Genomic DNA, 22,529 nt, shown 5'->3' with positions numbered 1-22,529 from the left:
AAAAAACAACAAAACTTTCACAACAGGAAAGAGCAAATCTTTATTTTTAATAATTTAGTAAGATCTAATTAAATGTAACCGATTACTTTTCATCTGGTTATTTTTTTGGCACGAGCATCAAATTTTCCTGCTTTCCCTCCACTGAAAATAAATAGTTCTTTTCTTTTTCCGCTACAAGTTCCCCATTCGAGTATAGCTTTCCAATTATCTTCATGTTTCCGTCACCAGCTTGAATCGGTGCAATTAAAAATGAATACTGTACGGGTAATTGAACGCCTTGGTAGTGCTGCGATGCAGACCTAAGGCACTGATTTTCAATCACTTTGCATATCTCCACATCAAGAGACGTAATCGAAGGTGGAAAGTATCCATCGACAGAAACCCAACCATAGAGTGTCGCCTGACTCTTTGTGTCAAAGCTACCTTCCCTTACAATCGGCACAGACTGACTACACCCACTTAGTAGGAATAGTCCGATAAAACCAGCCCACATAGAATTGTTCATTATGACACCATAAACTTATTTTATAGACTTAGTTCATTTTAATTTCACACAATTCTTTATGTAAAAATACAAAAGATCAACTTATATTTATACTACAAGCGGACAATAAATCGCATTCTTCAACAACACATATTTAACATTAGATTTAATTTAACTCATCGTGACTGCACCTTAATACACTTTCAATTAGGCGGGTATATTAGAGAACAAAGATATTTAAATATCTAAGAAGCACCACAATATGCATCAGAGCACATTTGTTATCGCTGTTTTATTTATCTCACCGAAATTAAAAACCAAAATATAATAACAACCGACCAATATTGATAAACACGAAGAGATACATCTAATATTTTCCTTGATAAAATTTCAAAAGGGACTATTCCTATGTCAGCACGCCAAACTATCGATGAGATTTTGCTAAAGTTTGCTCATCAAATAGGCTTGCCTGCACTGCATCTAACGGAAAATGAAGTAAGCTTAGCGTTTGATGATAATCTAAGAGTGCATATCATCTTTCATCCTGAATCGACAACCCTCCAGCTCGAAGCTGAGATTGTTGGTCTTCAAATCGTTAATTCCGATCTCTATCGTTCTTTCCTAGCCTTTAATTATCACTGGCCTGAGCATCAATTATTCTTTAGTTTAGATAATCATCGACATGTACTCTGTTTAAACCGACTCATTAACATTAAGCGACTGGATTATGAGTATTTTGAAACAGCTTTGGCGGAATTGTTGACGCAAAGTGAGTCGTGGGAGTCGTTATTGTCTGCTCATGTCGCCACTGCTGAGGTAGCTCCGATGCCACAAACTTTAGACTTAAGAGTTTAGGTGTCTCTATGTCCAACGACATCCAATCTACATACACTAACTCACCGATTCATGAAGTAAAGCAAGCGCAGCAAAGTGATGCTCTGCCACAAGGAACGTTTCATGGCCGCAAAGTGACCCTACTCTCTTCATCAGAAAGCAGTTTGGCTCGAATGAGCTCTAAAAGAGAACTTAGCGAATGTTTAAACCAGTTTGCGAGTCTTGAGTCTTGTAATCGCGTCTTGGATTTTGATCAGCAGTTTAGTCTTGAAAAGCAAAACACCGCGGTCGAAAAACTACTTGAACGAAAAGTGGCCGTAATTCAACGTTCCTGAGCACGCAATATAGATGGGTTCAAAATATAAATTTCACGTATATACACCCTCCCACCCGCAAGCCCATGCAATAAAAACCCCGAAGGCTCGGGGTTTTGGTTAGTACTGCTTTTTCTTTGTTAACTACTTCATTTAGAAGAAGCCTAGTGGATCAACACTGTAGCTAATCAATAGGTTTTTCGTATTTTGGTAGTGATCCAGCATCATCTTATGTGTTTCTCGGCCGATACCCGACTTTTTGTAACCACCGAACGCTGCGTGTGCAGGGTAAGCGTGGTAACAGTTAATCCAGATTCGACCAGCTTCGATATTACGGCCCATACGATATGCGACGTTCGCATCACGCGTCCAAACACCTGCGCCTAAGCCATATTCGGTGTCGTTCGCAATTTCTAATGCTTCCGCTTCATCTTTAAACTTAGTGATGGCAATGACGGGGCCAAAGATTTCTTCTTGGAAAATACGCATCTTATTGTGGCCTTCCAACATTGTTGGTTGAATGTAGTAACCCTGATTGATTGACTCTGGCTGTTCAGAGACACCACCACCAAAGACCACTTTTGCACCTTCTTCACGGCCGATTTCTAGGTAACTTAAAATCTTATCAAACTGTTCTTGAGAAGCTTGGGCGCCTACTTGAGTATCGGTATCGAGCGGGTTACCTTGCTTGATTAACTGCGCACGTTCCGTCAATTTCTCTACAAACTTATCGTAAATCGCTTCATGAACTAATACGCGAGATGGACAGGTACAAACTTCGCCTTGGTTGAAGAAGCCAAGTAGCGTACCTTCGATACACTTGTCGAGGTACTCATCTTCGTAATCGAAAACATCTGAGAAGTAGATGTTTGGAGATTTACCACCTAGCTCCACTGTCGATGGGATCAAGTTGTCTGCTGCACATTTTAGAATGTGATTGCCAACTTGTGTTGAACCGGTAAACGCTAACTTCGCAATGCGGTTGCTGGTTGCAAGCGCTTGGCCCGCTTCTGAACCAAACCCATTAACAACGTTAATGACGCCCGGTGGCAGTAGATCACCGATCTTTTCCATAAGAACCAGAATCGACGTTGGCGTTTGTTCTGCTGGCTTCAATACCACACAACAACCTGCCGCAAGTGCCGGTGCCAGCTTCCAAGCCGCCATCAACATTGGGAAGTTCCACGGGATAATTTGACCAACCACGCCAATCGGCTCCGGGAAGTGGTAGCTTGCTGTGTGCTCATCCAGCTCCGCCGCACTGCCTTCTTGTGCGCGAATACAGCCAGCAAAGTAACGGAAATGATCTACCACTAAAGGTAAATCTGCCGCCAAGGTCTCGCGAACTGGTTTGCCGTTTTCCCAAGTTTCGGCAACTGCCAACTCTTCTAAATGCTGCTCAATACGATCAGCAATTTTCAGCAAGATGTTCGAGCGTTCAGTCACACTGGTTTTTGCCCATTTAGTTCTGATGTTGTGTGCCGCATCCAATGCTAAGTTGATATCTGCCTCGCCAGAACGGGCAACTTTACAATACGCTTGCCCATTGATTGGTGAGATATTGTCAAAGTACTCACCGCCCGTTGGTTTTACCCATTCCCCACCGATAAAATTATCGTAATGCGATTTGAAATTAACGATGGCATTTTCACTACCTGGCTGTGCATAGATCATAACTCTTCCTTTTGTTTCTCGTTCATTAACGACAGTGTCGTATCGCACTGTTCACAAAGAGCATTACGCAAGTCACACGCCAACTACGCCGCACTTGTTGTTAATTAAATGTAAAACTATGATTACCAAGCGATAACAAACCAAGTGAGCGATGTTTGAGCGGATGTATGGTGTGAACACCAATGTTCAAGTGTTCCAAAATGGCACACCCTCACTGTGACAAAATGGTACAGTCATGGAACTTCAACACATTAGCGATAACAACTGGCTTTCTACGTCATGGATCCGAAGTGAACAGGCGGGTTTAAAACAGCGTCGACGCGCTGAAGATATTCGAGTGACACCGGCGACACTTCAAGATAGGCGTCACCAACTCAACTTCTTATTGGAAACCGTCACCCAGTTTGCTCTCCCGTTGTTTAATCAGCTTTTTGCTCACAGTGACAGCCGCTTAATTCTGACGGATGCCGACGGCGTTATCATCGGCAGTTGGGGACAACCTAAGTTCCGCGAAAAGTTGACCGAAATAGCGCTGAGTTCGGGGGCCTGCTGGCAAGAAAAGGTCAAAGGCACCAACGCGATTGGGACTGCGATAGTTGAAGCAAAACCGGTCTCAGTCATCGGCGATCAACACTTCATCCAACATCATCGTTTTATTAGCTGCTCGGCCAATCCTATTTTCGATCATCTTGGTCATTTGATTGGCGTGCTAGATATCACCAGCGAACAAAAGAAACATGACTTCTCAACGCAAGTGCTGGTGCAAAACATGGTCCAGCAAGTTGAAAATCAATTGCTTAACTTGATTCCACAAGGGCATATTCGTGTGGATTTGGCATGTGAGAAAGGCTTACTGAACAGTGGGTGGCAAGGGATTATCATCGCCAATGAAGATGGACAGATTCTTGCGCACAATCAAGTTGCTTCTCAGCTCCTCGCGCAACAAAACGTCATCGGGCAATCGCTCGACGACATTCTTTCTATCCAAAGTGACGAGCACCCTTTCGTGTTCAAAACAAAGCCGCTGACCGACAAAAAAGTGAAGTCTCGTTCCGTTACCGCTTCCAATGATCTGCATTATGGTGATTCCACTGTCGAGCATTGCTGGCAACAAGCCAATCGTGTTATCGATAAAGACATCAGCTTACTGATTCTCGGAGAAACTGGGGTTGGTAAAAATGAGTTTGTGAAAGCGCTACATAAAAACAGCCAGAGAAAAACGGGGCCGTTGGTTTCCGTCAACTGTGGCGCACTACCGAAAGATTTGGTTGAGTCCGAATTGTTTGGCTACGTGGCTGGTGCATTTACTGGCGCAAACAGCAAAGGCTATCAGGGAAAAATTCGCCAAGCACACAAAGGGATTTTGTTTCTGGATGAAATCGCAGATTTACCCTTGGAAGCTCAAAGCCGTTTACTGCATGTATTGCAAGATAAAACCGTGCTTCCTGTGGGCTCAAACCAAAGTGTTCAAGTAGATACGCAAATCATCGCGGCCACGCATAAAGATCTCGAGAACTTGGTTAGCGAAGGATTGTTCCGTCAAGACTTATACTATCGCCTCAATGGTTTGATCATCGAATTGCCTCGCTTCGAAGAGCGAGATGATAAGCAACAACTGATCGAGAATATTCATCGACGTCACGCTGAATCTGAACAACAACTTTGCCCTCACCTACTTTCTCTGCTGCTTTCTTACTCTTGGCCAGGAAACTTGCGTGAACTCGATAGTTTAATCAAAGTATCCGCATTAATGGCACAAGGTGAAGAAACGTTAGAGCTCACTCACGTACCGACTCACCTGAGTAAGAAACTCAGCCAGGCTCAAGACGTAACAACCGCTGCCGAACCCACGTTAGAACTGCGTGCAACCGTCGAAGACAAACTGCTCAAAACATATCAAGCCAATCAGGGGAACATCAGCAAAACATCTCGTATGCTTGGTGTGAGTCGAAATACAATTTATAGAAAGCTGAAAAGCCTTGGCATATTGGGTTAAGCCTATTGCCGTTCACCAGATACAAAAAGAGCACCTTGGCGGTGCTCTTTCTATTTGAAACCTAGCTTACAGGCCACCTTGTTGTTGCGCCTGTTTTACTAATGCCTGACGTTGAGTTTCCTTCTCAGAGATCACTTGGTTGTCCTTGTGTATTTCCTGATCCAATTCTGCCGGAATGAAAACAAAGTACTTGTTAAGAATCATCTTAGAACCTCAATTTGTTGTGTTAATCACCTTCTTGGTCAACGTAAACAACACCAGAAAAACACGTTTTACTGGATCCTTGTTGCTGGTTTCAAAAAATAGAGGATGTTCATTTATTAAACATCCTCCATGTGGGCGCTAATTATAGGCGTAGTTCAAAGGCTTACCTAGCACTCTTTTTCGCCTTTCTTGCAACCTTAGTTTCATTCTCAAACCTGATGCAATCACACATATTCAATAAAGTACTGTTAAACAAAGAAAAGTGATTTTCATCGTGACTGATAATGAGGATGAGCTTCCCGGAATTATTGACTTGAAATTACGCCTAGTAAACTCGAAGGCTGCAATAATAGCGTTAAAAGGCCTTAATCCGCACAGCAAAAACTTTGAAGTGATAGACAAATGCATTCATATATTTGTAAAGCCGTTTATGGATTTGTCTACCAGTTCAATATTTCACCTTTTTTGAGAAATCTTTAGCCGCTTTTTTGTGTGAAACGCCCAAAAAGAACAGACAATCAAAGTGTGGTATATGACCACACTTGTCTATCCCCACTCCGCTTTGGGAGGCGTTTATGAAAAGTAGCAAACTTGGCCATGTGATGTCTTTCAGCAGAATGTTTTCCTTCATTGCGTTTTTGACGGCTACATTCGCATGGATTCTCAGCATGTATGCCCTATTTACTGTTTCTGTAGTGGCTCTTGTGGTCAGCGCAATTCTCTACCTCAAAGACAGGTTTTATCAAAACAAGAAAACGACCACTGAAAAGAGCGCCTAGGCGCTCTTTTCTATTGAATGTAATTTTCCTGTGACTTGATATAGTTATCAATCCGTTCGAGTTCGTGAAAATAGCCATACACCGCAATGCGATTAATCTCAGCATCCAAGCAAAGCCTCTCATCTTTCACCATAGCTTCAATCGACATCCCACTGGACGCGATTGTGAAAGGTGGGCACGCTGAGTAACCATTATTTTCTGCAATATACTTCAATCGCCCAAATTCCAAAATTTGAACTGGAATAGCAACGATAAGGGACAAGACAACTGTTATGGTTATCACTTTAATCGGCACTTTGACTAACTGTGTCGTTCGATCAAATAAAATATAAACCAATAATGTAGGACACAAGAGTAAGCTTGCGATACTTAAAACATATGACGCATCAATGTAGACCACTTGAAAGCCACTACTGAGCTGAAGCGGTAGAGATTCGAAAGCGAAATGATGATAAAGGCGATAAATGGAGTAAATGATCAGTAATATGAAAATAAGCAACACGAAAGCTGTGTAAAATGGGGGCTTCTGTTGTGTCATTTCTATTACCTTGACCTTGTAGTTGAGGAGATGCAAGAGAGCGGCTTGGCTTCATCTTCGAAAAGAAATATTAAACTGCTAGCAAAAGCATGCTTTCCCATTTCTGAGAAGTGCGTAACGAGTCAAGGTTTGATGTAACTTTCAAATCTACCAATATCTCAATATCTTACGGACACAAAAAAGGATGCCAATTGGGCACCCTTTTGCTTTTATCCGTTTACTGACTGCGGATTACACGTCGTAAGTTGTAGACGCTGTGTCGCCGCCTGTACCAGTCCAGTTCGTGTGGAAGAATTCACCACGCTCACGGTCGATACGCTCGTAAGTGTGAGCACCGAAGTAGTCACGTTGAGCTTGCAGTAGGTTCGCAGGTAGACGAGCTGTTGTGTAACCGTCTAGGAACGTTAGTGCAGAAGTCGTACATGGCATTGGGATGCCTGCTTCTAGAGACTTAGCCGCCACTTTACGCCATGCTACTAGGCTGTTTTGTAGGATACCTTTGAAGTAATCATCAGAGCCTAGGAATGCTAGTTCTGGATTCGCTTCGTATGCATCACGGATGTTGCCTAGGAACGCGCTGCGGATGATACAACCACCACGCCACATAAGAGCAACGTTACCGTAGTTTAGGTCCCAGCCATTCTCGTTTGATGCTTCGCGCATTAGCATAAAGCCTTGAGCGTAAGAGATGATCTTAGACGCTAGAAGCGCTTGACGTAGTGCGTCAACCCACTCTTGCTTGTCACCTTCTACTGGCGTGATTGTCTTGCCGAACAGTTTCTCAGCTTCAACACGTTGATCTTTTAGTGCAGATAGACAGCGAGAGAATACGGACTCAGAGATTAGCGTTAGAGGAATACCTAGGTCTAGAGCGTTGATACCCGTCCATTTACCTGTACCTTTTTGGCCAGCAGTGTCTAGGATTTTCTCAACTAGAGGCTCACCGTCTTCGTCTTTGTAGCCAAGGATGTCAGCCGTAATTTCAACAAGGTAGCTGTTTAGCTCGGTGTTGTTCCACTCAGCGAATACCGCTTGCATCTCGTCTGCAGACATACCAAGACCGTCTTTCATGAACTGGTAAGCTTCTGTGATCAGCTGCATGTCACCGTATTCGATGCCATTGTGTACCATCTTAACGAAGTGGCCCGCACCGTCGTTACCAACCCAATCACAACAAGGCTCGCCTGCATCAGTTTTCGCAGAAATACCTTGGAAGATAGGCTTAACCGCTTCCCAAGCTTCTGGAGCGCCGCCAGGCATGATAGATGGGCCAAAACGTGCACCTTCTTCACCACCAGATACGCCAGTACCGATGAAGTGGATGCCTTTTTCGCGTAGTGCAGCAACACGACGGTTTGTATCTGGGTAGTTTGTGTTACCACCATCGATGATGATGTCGCCTTTGTCTAGTAGAGGGACTAGCGCGTCGATGAATTTGTCTACCACATCACCTGCGCGAACCATTAGCATCACTTTACGTGGCGTTTCTAGCTTCTCTACTAGTTCTTCTAGAGAGTATGCACCGATGATGTTCGTGCCTTTCGCTGGTCCTTCCAGAAACTCGTCTACTTTGGCAGCAGTACGGTTGTGAGCTACCACTTTAAAACCGTGGTCGTTCATGTTTAGGATAAGGTTTTGACCCATTACCGCTAGGCCAATTACACCGATATCACCTTTCATTGTTTCTCTCCAATTTTGTTTCATTGACGAGCAGCGTTTAAGCAATTTTTGCTGCTGCGTCCAAATCTAAATACCATTCCGTCAGGCCAGATTTCGCTTGAATCTTAGCCGCTGGGTATGGCAGTGCGTGTGCAGGTGAACTGTTGATCTCTTCAACGATGTCCGCTTTTCCTGCACCAAGCACTAAGTAACTGATGCGTTTTGCTGCTTCTAATACGCGTGCTGTTTTCGACACACGAAGTTGGCCCGACTCAGGATGAGACGCCACAAGAGATAGATTCGCATCATCATAATTCGTTTGGCCAGGGAACAGAGAAGCTGTGTGACCATCTGCACCAACACCTAATAAGATCCAGTCAAACACAGGGGTTCCGTTTTCAGTCGGAATCACCTCTGACATCTCTTTCGCAAAGCGTTCCGCTTCCACTTTAGGGTCATCTTCACCGTGTATACGGTGGATGTTTTCTGTTGGAATGTTTACTTGGCTAAACAGTAGCGCGTTCGCTTCTCCGTAGTTGCTTTCCGCATCGTCAGGTGCGACACAACGTTCGTCACCCCACCAGAAGTGGAGATTTTGCCACTGAATAGAGGTTGCGTAAGCCTCTGAAGCCAACAGTTTGAACAGCATTTTAGGAGTGCTGCCGCCAGAAAGAGAGATGTGAACAGGTCGGCCCATTTCGCTGAACGCTTTCATGTCGTTAGCTAGGCTTTCAACTACCTGCTCTGCTGTTTGGTAGATCTTATGGTTGATCATAGTTCACAGTAATCCGTATCTGTTAAGTTTTTACATGGGAAGCGCCAAGCGCGACCATCACGCTGTAGCAGGTCGTCTGACTCTTTAGGACCCCATGTGCCGCATGCGTACCCGAAGAGGGATTGTGGATCTTGTTTAAAATCTAAAATTGGCTGTACGTACTGCCAACACGCTTCCACCGCATCACTACGTGCAAATAGCGTAGCATCACCATTCAAAGCATCAAGTAGAAGACGCTCATACGCAGTTAGCATTTGCGTTTCTTGTAGGTCAGCGTAATGGAAGTTCATTTTCACTTCTTTCGCTTCAAAACCTGCGCCTGGCTCTTTCAAGCCAAAGCTCATTTGAATGCCTTCGTCTGGCTGAATGCGAATGATCAGCTTGTTTTCTGGTGCGTTTTGACCAAACACTGGGTGCGGTGTTTGTTTAAAGTGGATAACCACTTCAGTAACGCGTGTTGGAAGACGCTTACCAGTACGCACGTAGAATGGCACGCCATTCCAACGCCAGTTGTTAATGTAGGCTTTCAAACCGATGTAAGTTTCGGTACGTGAGTCGTCTGCAACCCCCGGCTCTTCACGGTAGCCACGTAGACTTTGTCCACGAACTTCAGAAGCGGTGTATTGACCTAATACTAGATCGTTACGCAGAGCGTTTTCGTCCAAAGGTTTTAAACACTGGAGTACTTTAACGACTTCATCACGCATCGAATCTGCATTGATCTGTGCAGGTGGCTCCATACCCACCATCGCCAATACTTGTAGCAGGTGGTTTTGGAACATATCGCGCACGGCACCCGAGTTGTCGTAGTAACCACCACGCTCCTCTACGCCGAGGAATTCTGCTCCCGTGATTTCAACATAATCAATGAAGTTACGGTTCCAAAGCGGCTCAAACATCGCGTTTGAAAAACGAAGTACAAGAAGGTTTTGTACCGTCTCTTTACCTAAGTAATGGTCAATTCGGTAAATTTGATGCTCTTGGAAGTGCTCGTGAATTTCTTTATCCAGAATACGCGCTGATTCAAGGTCATAACCGAATGGTTTCTCAATAATCAGGCGTTTCCAACCATCTTCTTCTTTGTTTAGGCCGTGTGCTGCAAGACTTGTAGGAATCACACTGTATAAACTTGGTGGGGTTGCTAAGTAGAAAAGCGTATTGCGCTGATCGAAACGATATTCGTCAGCAAGTTGGTCTAAACGAGAAGATAGCTTACTGTAATCTTGTGTGTCAGAAGTATTGATAGCTTGGTAGTGCAGATGGTTAATAAATGCATCAAGCGTTTCTGGCTCAGTCTTTTCCATTTCCTGAAGCGATTTTTTCAGCTTCGCGCGGTAAGACTCATCACTGTATTCAGTGCGACTTACACCCAGAATGGCAAAATTTTCTGGAAGCTGCTTGTTCGCATAGAGGTGGTATAAAGCAGGAATGAGCTTACGGTATGTAAGGTCACCTGAAGCACCAAAAATAACGATGCTGCTGTTTTCTGGTATTACCATCATCTTTCCCTTAAAAACGAGGTACTTATTGTGTGCCCGGATACGGCTAAAGGATGAGCCAACCCTATCAATGGCACCTCAAAATAGAAAATTGGTCTTACCTATTACGTTGATAGGTAAAGTCTATAGGCCCAAAGAACCTCAAGAAGTAGCACTCCCAAATCTGTTGGAAACACGACGTATTAAGGTCATTTAGGTCACTTATGTCTCAAAAGTACACACTGTACTCGCTGGAGGAGAGTCCGACACGGTGCAGTATTGTCTACGACTATTTGATTTACATCAACACTTGCCAGTGCAAACGTTTAAATAAGTTGCACAAAACATCATAAATATTTGTATTTTATGGATAAAAAAAGTTGCACTAACGTAAGACAAAAATTAAGCAAAAACTCTAATATGGACAATCCTTATCCATTCTTGCAATCCATTACAATTTTATTGTGATCTATGTGGCCTGAATTTTATCCTCTCACTCTATTGATAATGATACTCAATTAAAGATAATGAGGATACTATTAATGCGAAAGTAGAATGTCATGAAACCAAGCACAAAGAATCTGCACCCGATAAACCGAATACACTCTGTGCTTGATTACATTCACAACAATCTAGATATCGCACTTAGCGTGGATGAAATCTCGAAAGCAAGCTGCTGGTCACGTTGGCAACTGCAACGCGTTTTCCAGCAACACACTGGCGTGTCCGTCGCTCACTATATTAGAGAGCTTAAACTAAGCCTTGCGGCTGAACGCTTAATCCATACATCAGATCGCTCGTTAGATATTGCGATAGAAATGGGGTTTGCTTCTGAACATGCATTCAGTCGAGCGTTCAAAAATATGTTTTCAAAGAGCCCTCGAGATTATCGTAAAGCTCAGCAACTAACGGGCTTGAGGCAACCTTTAACATTGCGCGATACACCAGAAGACGAAAATAGACATAAGTGCTTTATCGAAGTTCGAATAGAAACAAAACCTGCTTTTGTGCTTGCTGGTTATCATGAACCTATTTATGGATTGTTTTCCGCAACGCCCAACTTCCAATCCAAAGTGCCCTCATTATGGTCACAGCTCTATTCATCTGAAAACCATACTCATCTGGAAAGAAACTATCTTGGTGTGATTGACGTAACAAAAGCGTATTCAAGCAACCAGCAACTCGAGTATTGGGCAGGTTATGAATACAACTCAGCGTCAAGAACTTCAATATACAAAGGCTCTACGCAAGAACCAGATCTTCTGGTTGTTCCTGAGCAAACCTACGCTGTGATTACGCACATAGGTAAAGCATCAAATCTAGCGGCGACGCTTGAGTGGTTCATTTTGCACTGGCTCCCCTATTCCAATTATCACGGTATTGATGGCTACGAGTTAGAAGTTTATCCAGAAGACTATGATGTTGAGAGCGAGAACGCCCAAATGCATTACTGGATACCTGTCAAACCGAACGAAGCCATGCCCATTAGATAGAAGCCTAAGCACTTAGGTTCTGGCTTTGCACCAAATTGTTAACTTTTCCTATTTCTTTCGCCATAGAATGCAAACAACAATCATTATCAACAAATAAAAGTAGTGGAATTAATAAATATGGAAAGTCCGAATCGATTTCATCGTTCTGCGGTTGCAGTCGTGGTATCCGCGCTTATTGCTGGTCACGCCAGTGCCACTGAGAGCACTTCTCAGCACGAAACTATCACAGTACTTGGCGAAACATACCGAAACACCGCAACTAAAACCGTTTTAGAACCGGAAGAAACGCCGCAAGCGATCACGGTAATCACTAAAGATGACATGGACCTGCGCGGCGTAAACTCGGTGAGCGAAGCATTGCGTTACGCGCCTGGCGTAAATACAGAGCTGCGTGGCGGTGCCGTTTCCCGACTTGACCTATTCAATATTCGTGGTTTTATTAACTACACCAACTTTTATGATGGTCTTCCTTTGCTGTACAACGGCTGGAACCTTCAACCTCAGGTCGATTCCGTTGCCCTTGAACAAATCGAGGTTTTTAAAGGGCCAACGTCTGTTCTTTACGGCAATATTCCACCAGGAGGCATGGTTAATATTATCGCCAAGGCGCCTCAGTCAACACCTTCGCACTCTGTCTCGATTAGTACTGGGACTAACAGGCTAAAAGAACTGACGTTCGACACCACAGGACAAATTGGTGACTCTAATGTTGATTACCGTATTATCGGCCTAGCAAAACAGCGAGATGGTCAAGCCGATACGTCTGAAGACGAACGTTATGTCCTCGCTCCATCTTTCAATTGGCAAGCGACAGAAAGCACCTTAGTCAACGTGAATGTTTACTATCAAAATGATCCATCAGCAGGTATCTACACGACCGTGCCAGCGTCTGGCTCAGTGATTGACAACCCACTTGGCTCGATGTCACCAAGCACTTATTTGGGGGATGAGGACTGGAACACTTACGAACGCGAAGTTCTGATGATGGGTTACAAAGTCCAACACGACTTTAACAACAGTTGGCAATTTCTACAGAATGCCCGCTACATGACCGCCGATGCCTATCAGGAAAACACATATAACGGTGCACTTGAAGCAGATAACCGTACCGTTGGTCGAAATGCTTATTTAACCGATGAAAAGTCCAAATCCTTTGTGATTGACAACCAACTATCTGGCTACGTTAAAACAGGAGACTTTGAACATAACTTATTGTTCGGAATTGATTATCAGTATCTAGATTCGGATGTAAAATACAAAGATACGCTTGGGTATTCGCTAACTCAGGACATCTTCAATCCTGACCACAACAGCATTGATCGTAATGCACTGAATTTCCAATACAAACAAAACTTAGATATCAAAACGAAGCAAATTGGCGTTTATTTGCAAGATCAAGTTCGTTACGACCAACTTGTAATGATTGCAGGTCTTCGTTGGGATAAATACGATTCAAATACGGACGCCGTGAGCGATTATCTAGGAACAATATCCAACAGCAAGGAAGAGTTAGACGACACCAACGTATCTTTCCGAGTCGGCGGTTTGTATGAACTCGACTTCGGCCTATCCCCATACCTTACGTACTCCGAGAGTTTTGAGCCAATTGCGGGTGCCGATGCCACAGGCAAAGCGTTTGAACCATCAACCGGGCATCAGTGGGAACTCGGTTTTAAATACGCGCCATTGTCTGGCGATATTTCGGGTAATTTAGCGTTCTTCCATATTACGAAGAAAAACGCGATCTTGACCGATCCGAATAATCCTTATGCACCGAACTATCAAGCGGGCGAAGTGGTATCACAGGGTGTTGAACTAGAGGCAAAGTGGCAAGCCACAGCACAAGCTGATTTCACTCTAGGCTACACGTATACCGATATGGAGATTACCGAAGACAGTTATTACAACCAAGAAGGTAAAACGCCGGTTTGGGTGCCTGAGCAAACGGCTTCTCTATGGGCCAATTACTTCTTTGAAGGAAATCTTTCAGGCCTTCGTACCAGTGCTGGCGTTCGCTATGTCGGAGAAGCACAAATTGATGCACAGAATAGTCAAAAAGTACCGGACTACACCTTGTTTGATTTGGCAGCAAGTTACGATTTTTCAACAGTATCTGAATCAATGAAAGGGGCTAGCGTCACCCTTTCTGCAAGCAATCTATTCGATAAAGAATACTATTCTTGTTACGACAAAAATAACTGTTGGTTTGGCGCTGAGCGCTCTATTGAAGCGAAATTAGAATATAATTTCTAACTCCTCAGCGCGAAAAAGCGATGGTTTGTTTAAAACAAGCCATCGCTTTCATTTCGTATTTAGCATCAAAATCTACGTTACCGTATCACTTTCTTATAGCACCTTTCCGGCCTACCTACCGACCCATAGTTTAAATCAGCCTCTAGTTCACCAGTGCTGATCAGATACTCCAAATAGCGCCTTGCCGTTGTTCGGCTCGCACCAATCTTTTCGCCTGCCTCATCAGCGGTCAGCACACTACCATTTGGGAACAACTCTCTGATCTTATCCAAGGTTACACCATCAATCCCTTTCGGTAATCGGTTCGGCAAGTTGTCTTGATTGGCGTGAGACTGCAGCATTTTATCAACGAGGTTCTGATCCAAACTCTCTGCGATGTCTAGTTGTTGACGTTGGGACACATACTTTTTCAGTGCGGCATCTAAGCGTGGAAACATCACTGGTTTGAGTAGGTAATCAACGACTCCCCCTCTCATTGCCTGTTGTAGCGTATCGACATCCCTTGCCGCGGTAATCAAAATGACATCACACGTTTGGTTGTTCGCACGTAATGTATTGAGTATCTCAAGCCCTGTTCCATCAGGAAGGTATACATCCATCAACAAGAGGTCTGGCTTAAGAATATCGAGTTGCATTTCCGCTTCCATTCTCGTGGTCGCAATGCCGACCACTTCCAAACCTGCCAATTGGCTTAAGTATTTGTGGTGCAGCTCAGCAATAGCCAGATCATCTTCAATGATCATTACGCGAGTCGCCATACTCATAATTGCTCTTCCTTGGGTAAATACACCGTTATTCTTGTTCCATAATTTGTGTTGGGCATCATCTCAACATGGCCGTGATATCGAGTAGCCAACTGGTTGACTAGATGCAATCCTACCCCCCGATTTTGACGAGATTTCGTCGACACCCCTTTTTTAAATAGCGCCTGCGGCTCTATATCGCTTGGTAAACCACAACCTTGATCTATCACCTCAAGTATCACTTCATTTCCGTAATCGCTCACTGACACATCGATATTTCTGCGCTCCGATGCGACATTCGATTCATCACGAATCGAGGTTAACGTTGCGTCAAAAGCGTTATCAATTAAGTTGCCCAGAATGGTGACAAGGTCTTCCGAATTTAGCCACTCAGGCAGAGGCTCCAAACGGCTACCTTCTTCAACCACCAGCTGTAAGCCTAACTCGCGAGCACGTTCAGTTTTTCCAAGCAACATACCAGCAATTAACGGGTCTTTAACGGTGTCTCTTAAAAATTCGATCATCGCTTGATAGTGTGCGGTTTCTTGCCCAATTAACTTTTGCACCGCATCCAGCTCACCCATCTGAACTAACCCGCTAATGGTGTTTAGCTTATTTCGATGCTCATGGGTTTGCGAACGTAATAAATCTGCATATTCTTTGGTTTGTGATAACTGCTCGGTTAGGTCGTTGATTTCATCCCTTAAACGAAAACTCGATACTGCCCCCACTATTTTTCCATCCACATAAATTGGCGAACGGTTTGCGATCAGACGTTTATGATTAAGGAATATCTCAATATCATGATCTTCCTGTCCGGTTTCTAGCACCGTATATAAGTCACTATCGCGTAACGTCTCAGTCAACGGTTTATTAAGAGCTGCCTCTCTATCAATACCGAGAATCTGACAGGCGCTACGATTGATCGAGCGAAGTATCCCTTGGGCATCAATACTTAACACGCCCTCTTTAATGGTACTCATCGTCACTTCTAATTCGCCGTACAACCGCCCTATCTCTTCAGGCTCGAACCCCAAAATGGCGCGCTGAAACTTTCTCGACGCATAATTGGATACAATGGCATTAGCGACAACAACTACGATGACCATGAAGATCAAAAAGGCCAAAAATGGCTCGATGCGGTCTTGCAGCCGGTCGAGCAAATAGCCAACCGAAACCACACCAATGATGTTCCTTTGCTCGTCAAAAATCGCAGCTTTACCACGAACTGAATAACCTAACGAGCCCTGTGCCGTCGAAACATAAGACAATCCCTGCTCTAGCGCTCGACGATTGTCGCCACCTCTCATTGGTTTACCCAATCGCTCATCAACGGGGTGAATTAATCGCACTCCCTCATGGTCGCCAATAACGATGAATGCAGCACCGATGGCTTCGGTTAATTCTCGGAAACGAAGTTGGTATGGCTGAGGATTTTGGGCTGCGACCATTTCGCGAACAACGGCGGAGTCTGCTAAAAAACGGGCAACACCCAGTGCTTTTTCTCCCATTTCTTGCTCTTGATTGATTTTGAGATAAGTGAATCCTGCAGCGACAAGCAATAGAAGCTCTATCAACCCCGACAGCGTCATAATAATGAGCATTCGCTTACGAAAGCTGATCGTTTTCCAACTCATTGATACATCCTTATGATTCACTCCCAAGCGATTACGTTAACACTCAGTTAACAGCATGGCTTTGTTGCGGTGATAAATCTGTGAGGAAGGCAAGCAAACCGCAGAGTTTACGGTTAATTAATCGACGAGCTGAAACATAAAATTACAACCATTCACCAAATTCAGCATTCCTCTCTGATACTCAATTCCATACATAAATTGCCCTTTAAAACATGATCGTGATCACATCGATTTTAGCGGTTTTTGAGGCGTTTTTAGACTTTCCAACGTATAATTTTTAATCAACGAAACCATTGAGAGTTTCGGTTAGAAAGCAGTGAAGCTGGAAGTCTATTAAAAGCTCAACATTGATGTCAGTGATTTGGAAAAAATAAAACAAAACACAAATACTGACTATATGACAAACACTTAGACACCATCTGAAAACTGGAAAACTATAAACAGAGGTGCATTTATAGTTAGAAGGAACACCAAACATGGAACGCGATACCTTTGGAATATGCCTGAATAAGGCCATGCTGTCAGAGAATATGTATTCAACATTTACACACGTCAGGGCTTATGAAAAAAACGGAGGCGGTACTTCTGATCTCAAGGTCCTGTTATCGTTCCCTCAAATGAGTGGAAAAGACCTATTGAATACGATGCGAGGTTCTCGTCAGCTTGAGTGGAGAGCAGAGTTTCACTGCCCATATACGAAGTAAACTTGTAACATCTCCCGCGCCCAGCACAAACATAACTGGGCGCATACTACTATCCAATTTCCCCTCCTACTTAACACCAAGTTACGAATCCTTTATATTAGAGCTTATACTCTACGACAAAGCAGCCATTATGAAAAAAACAGGAAAGTTTTGGATACTGGGCTTACTTAGCAGCTCGATTTCCCTTGCCTGTCATGCGGCACCGATCACTTTTGATACCGCATGGCAGTTATTGCTAGAAAACAACTACTCTCTTAAAGCTCAACGCTCAAACGTCGAGAATTACCAATACCAAGAGAGTGCCACCAGCAATCTCAACTTACCTCAGGTTACCATTGGCGCGAATTACACGCGTTTAGATACCGATATCACGCTGTCGGGAAAACAGATCCTAGACAGCACAGGAACACACATTAACGTACCTCCTGCTTTTCAACCTATTTTTGGTGCCTTAGCTAATACCACTTCGACCATATCCGAACGCGATATTTTCTCTTCGTCTATTCGTGCCATTTGGCCAATTTTTACTGGTGGTCGTATTTCTGCTGCTCAATCAGCAGCAGAAGGCAAAACAGATGAGGCTAAAAGCCAGCTTCTAATGGAACAACAAGCGCGCTTTGAAGATTTGTCGAAGTACTACTTTTCTGTCGTGCTGGCAAAGGAAGTACTCGCAACGCGGCAAGCGGTTGAAGCAGGACTAAAAAAGCATAGAGATTTTGCCATTAAGCTTGAAGAGCAAGGACAAATCGCACACGTTGAGCGCCTGCAAGCCGAGGCTTCTTTAGATAAAGCATCTGTAGAAACACGTAAAGCCGCTAGCGATTTGAGTATCGCTCAGGCCGCATTAGGTAAATTACTCGCACAAGATGACGCCGTAGAGCCCGCTGAATCTTTGTTTATCAACGACAGTCTTCCTCCTCTTACCGCTTTTGTCGATCAAACGTTGCTTACCTATCCGGGGTTAGACCTTCTGAGCGCTAAACACAAACAAGCCTCTAGCTTAATCAAAGCAGAAAAAGGGAAATACTATCCTGAAGTTTACCTTTACGGCGACTACAGCTTGTATGAAGACGACTCTCTCGCAAGCCAAATGAAGCCTGACTGGTTAGTTGGTGTCGGTGTGAGCATTCCACTGATTGAATCAACAGGGCGAAGCGAAAAAGTCAAAGCAGCTCAAAGCGTCGTCTCGCAGGTCGATTCATTAAAGTCCCAAGCCAAACAAGATTTATCGCTGCTAGTACAAAAGACATACTTGGAGGCTCAGCAAGCCATTGATGAAGTACAAGGGCTCGAATCTAGCATTGAACTCGCTAACGAAAACCTGCGCTTGCGTGAAAAAGCATTTACTCAGGGTCTGTCGTCTTCTCTGGATGTTGTGGATGCACAGCTTTATGTCGCTAGTATAGAAACACAACGTTCAGCGGCGCGTTTCCGCTATTTAATATCTTTAACCAAGCTACTCGCATTGAGCAGTGAAATGAACAGCTTCGAACAATATCAAAATACCGCTTATATCCCTGCTTCAACATCCAAAGAGGTGAAATAAATCATGGCAGCTAAATCACTAAAACCCGTTTTACTCTCACTTTGTGCTTTGGGTGTTGCCTCTTGGGTTGGGTACCAATTTTACCAAGCCTATCAACCGGAACCGATCCGCTTACAGGGATTAATTGAAGCCCAGCAATACAGCATTTCCTCAAAAGTTCCAGGGCGTATTGATGAGGTCATGGTACGTAAAGGCGACGATGTAGAGAAAGGTCAGCTTATTTTTACCCTTCATAGTCCTGAAATTGAAGCGAAGTTAGAACAAGCAAAAGCAGGTGAAAAAGCGGCGGACGCCTTAGCTCAAGAAGCTGAAAAAGGCGCACGCGAGCAACAAATCCAAGCAGCAAAAGATCAGTGGATGAAAGCCAAGGCCGCTGCGAATTTAATGGAAAAAACCTACAATCGTGTGAATAACCTTTATAACGATGGCGTGGTTGCAGAACAAAAGCGCGATGAAGCTTTAACTCAGTGGCAAGCAGCGAAATACACAGAAAGTGCCGCGTTTCAAATGTATGAAATGGCAAAAGAAGGTGCTAGAAGTGAAACCAAAGTAGCTGCGGCGGAAAAAGCGCGCATGGCATCGGGTGCGGTAGCCGAAGTAGAAGCGTATGCGAAAGATACTCAGATCTACAGCTGGTTTGACGGCGAAGTCTCTCAAGTTCTACTTCAAAGTGGTGAATTAGCACCTCAGGGCTTCCCGGTTGTTACTGTGATAGATACAGAAGATGCCTGGGCGACACTTAATGTGCGTGAAGATTACCTTCAACACTTTAAAAAAGGAGCAACCTTTGATGCCTATTTGCCTGCCTTAAACAAAAATGTTGAGTTCAAAGTAACGCATGTTGCTGTTATGGGTGACTTTGCAACGTGGAGAGCAACCGATGCTTCTCAAGGTTTTGATCTTCGTACCTTTGAAGTAGAAGCTCGTCCAGCTCAACCCGAACCTGAACTGCGTATGGGAATGAGTGTTGTCGTTGAACTTTAATCACAACCACTAGGTTAATGCTATGACGATTAAGATTTCACAGCGGCATATCTTACGACGAGACAAGTGGTTGCTTTCGTGCCTTACTTGGATACCGATTTTGCTCGCGATGATGATTTGGGGAGTGTTCTCTGCGGGCATTGCCCGGGATCTGCCAATCGGTGTGGTTGATCTACAACATTCCCAACTTTCTCGAAAGCTCATTCAATCTTTGGATGCGTCGTCGAGTCTGGCTGTTAACTATCACTACACCAGTGCAAGCGAAGCAAAAAATGCGATGATTGAAGGCGATATCTACGCTTACGCGGTCATCCCATCTAAGTTCGATCAGGATATTCTCCAACACCGCCAACCTCAACTTTCTGTCTTTTACAACAGTCAGTACATTTTGGTAGCGAAATTGATCAACTCTGCCGTTGCGCAAGCACAAGGCTATTTCGACGCTCAGGTTGAAGTAATGAGCAACTTGGCTAAGGGTAACACCACAACGTTAGCAGCGGCTGGTCAGGCTGTACCCGTGTCGACACAAATAACCGCATTATTTAACCGTAACAATAACTACGCACAATTTTTGGTAACGGCTATCGTGCCAGCCATTTGGCAAATATGTATTGTAGTAAGCACTATCTTGATTCTTACCTCGCACTTTCGCATTTATGGTGGAAAGAATGGCTTTGCGTTTTTGGGCGAAAAGCCATACGCCAAGCTCACTTCCCTATTAAGTCAGTACATTCCGGTCTTTATGGCGCAAGGTGCGTTGTTCTTGTATTGGTTTTATTCCGTGCTTGATTGGCCAATGGAAGGCAGTTTTGTGGTTATGCTACTAGCACAATTGGCGACGGTTATCGCCTGTATCATTATGGGATCGTTGTTCTTCTTCTTGTCGATGGATCCTGCACGTGCGATGAGTTTTGCTGGCGCGTTTACGGCTCCAAGCTTCGCGTTCATGGGAATTACATTCCCAGTTTCTGACATGAACACGCTCGCTTATGCATGGCGCTCATTATTGCCGATTACCCATTACATTGAAGTACAAGTGAGTCAAGCAAGCTATGGAACATCGGCCGCACAATCTTTAAGCTCGCTATGGCCTATGATTGGCTACGTTGTGCCCCTGCTCATTACCGCAGCCTTGATGGGTAAACATCGAACAGCTTCATCAACACGCCAAGCGAAGGAGGCGGTATGACATTGTGGCAACTGATTAAAGCGGAACTTAAGGCCGTTCTAACCAATCCAGTCGTTACGTTGACCGTGTTTGGTGGTGTCGTATTTTACTCGTTTTTATACCCTTTGCCTTATGCACAACAAACGCCTCGTGAACAACCAATCGCGATTGTTAATATAGATGGTAGTCAGACGAGTTTAAAGCTGGAACGTATGGTTGATGCCACCCCACAAGTCAACGTAGTCACTCGACTTCATACGATTGCTGATGCAAAGCAAGCATTTTTACAACGAGAGATCACCGGTTTTTTAGTCATACCGGAACACTTTTACAAAGACCTAATGCTAGGTAAAAGCCCGACTCTAGCCTACGCTGCTGACGCCTCGTATTTTCTCGTGTACGGAACCGTGGTAGAAGGATTGGCCCAAGCGGGAGGCACATTAGGGGCCCAAGTGAAAGTCAGTAAAATGGTGATAGATGGTGTGCCCATGAGTATGGCTAGCCATAATTACTCTGCTATTAAGCTTAATATGAAACCGACGTTCAACCCAACCATGGGTTACATCGAATACGTAGTGCCAGCAGTATTTGTTCTGATTTTACAACAAACGTTGATCATGGCGGTTGGATTACAAACGGGAACACAGCGTCATGGTCGTGGCTACTGGTCTCAAGTATCAACGGGATCGCTGCTGCTTGTGAGAACGTTAGTATTTGTGGCAATTTATTATTTACTCGGCGCCTATTATTTTGGTTTTAGCTTCGAACGTTTAAACGTAAACCATATCGCCAATGTGAGCGAACTACTTACCATGTTGTTCCCGTTCTTTTTAGGTTGTTGCGGACTAGGCTTCTGGCTAGGTTACTTATTACCTCGGCGTGAACTTGTCACCTTAGTCGTCCTCGTGAGCTCTATGCCGCTCATTTTCTTGGCGGGTTTTATTTGGCCGATTGAAGCCATTCCTGCTCCCCTACTATGGATTGCTGATTTAAGCCCAAGTACATGGGCGATCAAAGCGTTCTTAGCGCTAAACCAAATGGGGGCAACCTGGCAACAAGTCGCTCCACATTGGACAGCACTTTGGGCACTAACCGTGCTTTGGGGTAGCGTTGCGTACTGGATTGCTAAGCGCAATAACAAGCCAGTTGTAACAGAAAGTCTAAGTTGATTTCTCTCTACAGCTCAAAGAGATAATCACAAATCAAAAACCTGATGGACGATCTGAGGGGCGAAGTATCGCCCCTTTTTTATTGGCGATGTTAGCC

General features: G+C 44.2%; 20 protein-coding genes. 11 read left to right on the top strand and 9 right to left on the bottom strand.

The window, feature by feature from the left end; all coding sequences use genetic code 11:
* Positions 1-97: 97 nt before the first annotated feature.
* The gene (locus VEA_RS08980) at positions 98-505 is read right to left on the bottom strand and encodes a YscW family type III secretion system pilotin (protein ID WP_012841762.1); all 408 of its coding nucleotides are present in this window, start codon (positions 503-505) and stop codon (positions 98-100) included.
* Between the two features lie 387 nt (positions 506-892).
* Between VEA_RS08980 and exsC the strand changes: the two genes are divergently transcribed.
* Both exsC and exsE2 read left to right on the top strand, forming a co-directional pair.
* Entirely contained in the window at positions 893-1,339 is a 447-nt protein-coding gene (exsC, locus tag VEA_RS08975) for a type III secretion system regulatory chaperone ExsC (RefSeq protein WP_005397386.1), read from the top strand.
* Positions 1,340-1,347: 8 nt separating this feature from the next.
* Positions 1,348-1,653 (top strand): T3SS regulon translocated regulator ExsE2, encoded by a 306-nt coding sequence (gene exsE2 / locus VEA_RS08970; protein WP_012841761.1) that lies wholly within the window; start codon positions 1,348-1,350, stop codon positions 1,651-1,653.
* A 132-nt stretch (positions 1,654-1,785) separates the two neighbouring features.
* Here exsE2 and exaC read toward each other — a convergent pair whose 3' ends face one another.
* Complete coding sequence (gene exaC / locus VEA_RS08965; protein ID WP_012841760.1) at positions 1,786-3,306, bottom strand: acetaldehyde dehydrogenase ExaC; 1,521 nt, start codon at positions 3,304-3,306, stop codon at positions 1,786-1,788.
* Positions 3,307-3,541: 235 nt separating this feature from the next.
* Here exaC and VEA_RS08960 point away from each other — a divergent pair, with 235 nt between their 5' ends.
* A complete protein-coding gene (locus tag VEA_RS08960; RefSeq protein ID WP_006741515.1) occupies positions 3,542-5,302 on the top strand; it encodes a sigma-54-dependent Fis family transcriptional regulator in 1,761 nt (586 codons plus the stop codon).
* A gap of 66 nt (positions 5,303-5,368) precedes the next feature.
* On the opposite strand, the gene VEA_RS24445 is transcribed toward VEA_RS08960, so the two are convergent.
* Positions 5,369-5,506: a hypothetical protein gene (locus VEA_RS24445; RefSeq protein WP_012841759.1), complete on the bottom strand. Its 138-nt coding sequence runs from the start codon at positions 5,504-5,506 to the stop codon at positions 5,369-5,371.
* 575 nt (positions 5,507-6,081) lie between these two features.
* Between VEA_RS24445 and VEA_RS08950 the strand changes: the two genes are divergently transcribed.
* Positions 6,082-6,285: a hypothetical protein gene (locus tag VEA_RS08950; RefSeq protein ID WP_005397371.1), complete on the top strand. Its 204-nt coding sequence runs from the start codon at positions 6,082-6,084 to the stop codon at positions 6,283-6,285.
* Positions 6,286-6,295: 10 nt separating this feature from the next.
* Here VEA_RS08950 and VEA_RS08945 read toward each other — a convergent pair whose 3' ends face one another.
* The 4 genes from VEA_RS08945 to zwf form a co-directional block, all read right to left on the bottom strand.
* Positions 6,296-6,823, bottom strand: coding sequence for a hypothetical protein (locus VEA_RS08945; RefSeq protein WP_041852947.1), 528 nt, complete (start codon positions 6,821-6,823; stop codon positions 6,296-6,298).
* 231 nt (positions 6,824-7,054) lie between these two features.
* Entirely contained in the window at positions 7,055-8,503 is a 1,449-nt protein-coding gene (gene gnd / locus VEA_RS08940) for a decarboxylating NADP(+)-dependent phosphogluconate dehydrogenase (RefSeq protein ID WP_005397369.1), read from the bottom strand.
* Between the two features lie 37 nt (positions 8,504-8,540).
* Positions 8,541-9,257 (bottom strand): 6-phosphogluconolactonase, encoded by a 717-nt coding sequence (gene pgl, locus VEA_RS08935; RefSeq protein ID WP_006741513.1) that lies wholly within the window; start codon positions 9,255-9,257, stop codon positions 8,541-8,543.
* Positions 9,254-10,756 (bottom strand): glucose-6-phosphate dehydrogenase, encoded by a 1,503-nt coding sequence (zwf, locus tag VEA_RS08930; RefSeq protein WP_012841756.1) that lies wholly within the window; start codon positions 10,754-10,756, stop codon positions 9,254-9,256. Before zwf ends, pgl begins: the two co-directional genes overlap by 4 nt.
* A 539-nt stretch (positions 10,757-11,295) precedes the next feature.
* Between zwf and VEA_RS08925 the strand changes: the two genes are divergently transcribed.
* Both VEA_RS08925 and VEA_RS08920 read left to right on the top strand, forming a co-directional pair.
* On the top strand, positions 11,296-12,228 hold the full coding sequence (locus tag VEA_RS08925) for an AraC family transcriptional regulator (protein ID WP_006741511.1): 933 nt from the start codon (positions 11,296-11,298) through the stop codon (positions 12,226-12,228).
* Positions 12,229-12,345: 117 nt separating this feature from the next.
* On the top strand, positions 12,346-14,481 hold the full coding sequence (locus VEA_RS08920; protein WP_006741510.1) for a TonB-dependent siderophore receptor: 2,136 nt from the start codon (positions 12,346-12,348) through the stop codon (positions 14,479-14,481).
* A gap of 77 nt (positions 14,482-14,558) precedes the next feature.
* Here the strand turns inward: VEA_RS08920 and VEA_RS08915 are convergent, their stop codons facing one another.
* On the bottom strand, positions 14,559-15,245 hold the full coding sequence (locus VEA_RS08915; protein ID WP_006741509.1) for a response regulator: 687 nt from the start codon (positions 15,243-15,245) through the stop codon (positions 14,559-14,561).
* Positions 15,242-16,861, bottom strand: coding sequence for an ATP-binding protein (locus VEA_RS08910; RefSeq protein ID WP_006741508.1), 1,620 nt, complete (start codon positions 16,859-16,861; stop codon positions 15,242-15,244). The genes VEA_RS08915 and VEA_RS08910 overlap by 4 nt, the downstream gene beginning before the upstream one ends.
* Positions 16,862-17,337: 476 nt before the next feature.
* Between VEA_RS08910 and VEA_RS08905 the strand changes: the two genes are divergently transcribed.
* The 5 genes from VEA_RS08905 (at position 17,338) to VEA_RS08885 (ending at position 22,432) form a co-directional block, all read left to right on the top strand.
* On the top strand, positions 17,338-17,565 hold the full coding sequence (locus tag VEA_RS08905) for a hypothetical protein (RefSeq protein WP_005377125.1): 228 nt from the start codon (positions 17,338-17,340) through the stop codon (positions 17,563-17,565).
* A gap of 130 nt (positions 17,566-17,695) precedes the next feature.
* A complete protein-coding gene (locus VEA_RS08900) occupies positions 17,696-19,111 on the top strand; it encodes a TolC family protein (protein WP_012841755.1) in 1,416 nt (471 codons plus the stop codon).
* Positions 19,112-19,114: 3 nt separating this feature from the next.
* Positions 19,115-20,095 (top strand): HlyD family secretion protein, encoded by a 981-nt coding sequence (locus VEA_RS08895; protein ID WP_005377122.1) that lies wholly within the window; start codon positions 19,115-19,117, stop codon positions 20,093-20,095.
* 22 nt (positions 20,096-20,117) lie between these two features.
* On the top strand, positions 20,118-21,284 hold the full coding sequence (locus VEA_RS08890) for an ABC transporter permease (protein ID WP_006741506.1): 1,167 nt from the start codon (positions 20,118-20,120) through the stop codon (positions 21,282-21,284).
* Entirely contained in the window at positions 21,281-22,432 is a 1,152-nt protein-coding gene (locus VEA_RS08885; RefSeq protein WP_006741505.1) for an ABC transporter permease, read from the top strand. Before VEA_RS08890 ends, VEA_RS08885 begins: the two co-directional genes overlap by 4 nt.
* Positions 22,433-22,529 lie beyond the last annotated feature (97 nt).

This window comes from Vibrio antiquarius (assembly GCF_000024825.1).
Lineage (GTDB): Bacteria > Pseudomonadota > Gammaproteobacteria > Enterobacterales > Vibrionaceae > Vibrio > Vibrio diabolicus.
This window is presented reverse-complemented; position numbering and strand designations above follow the sequence as displayed.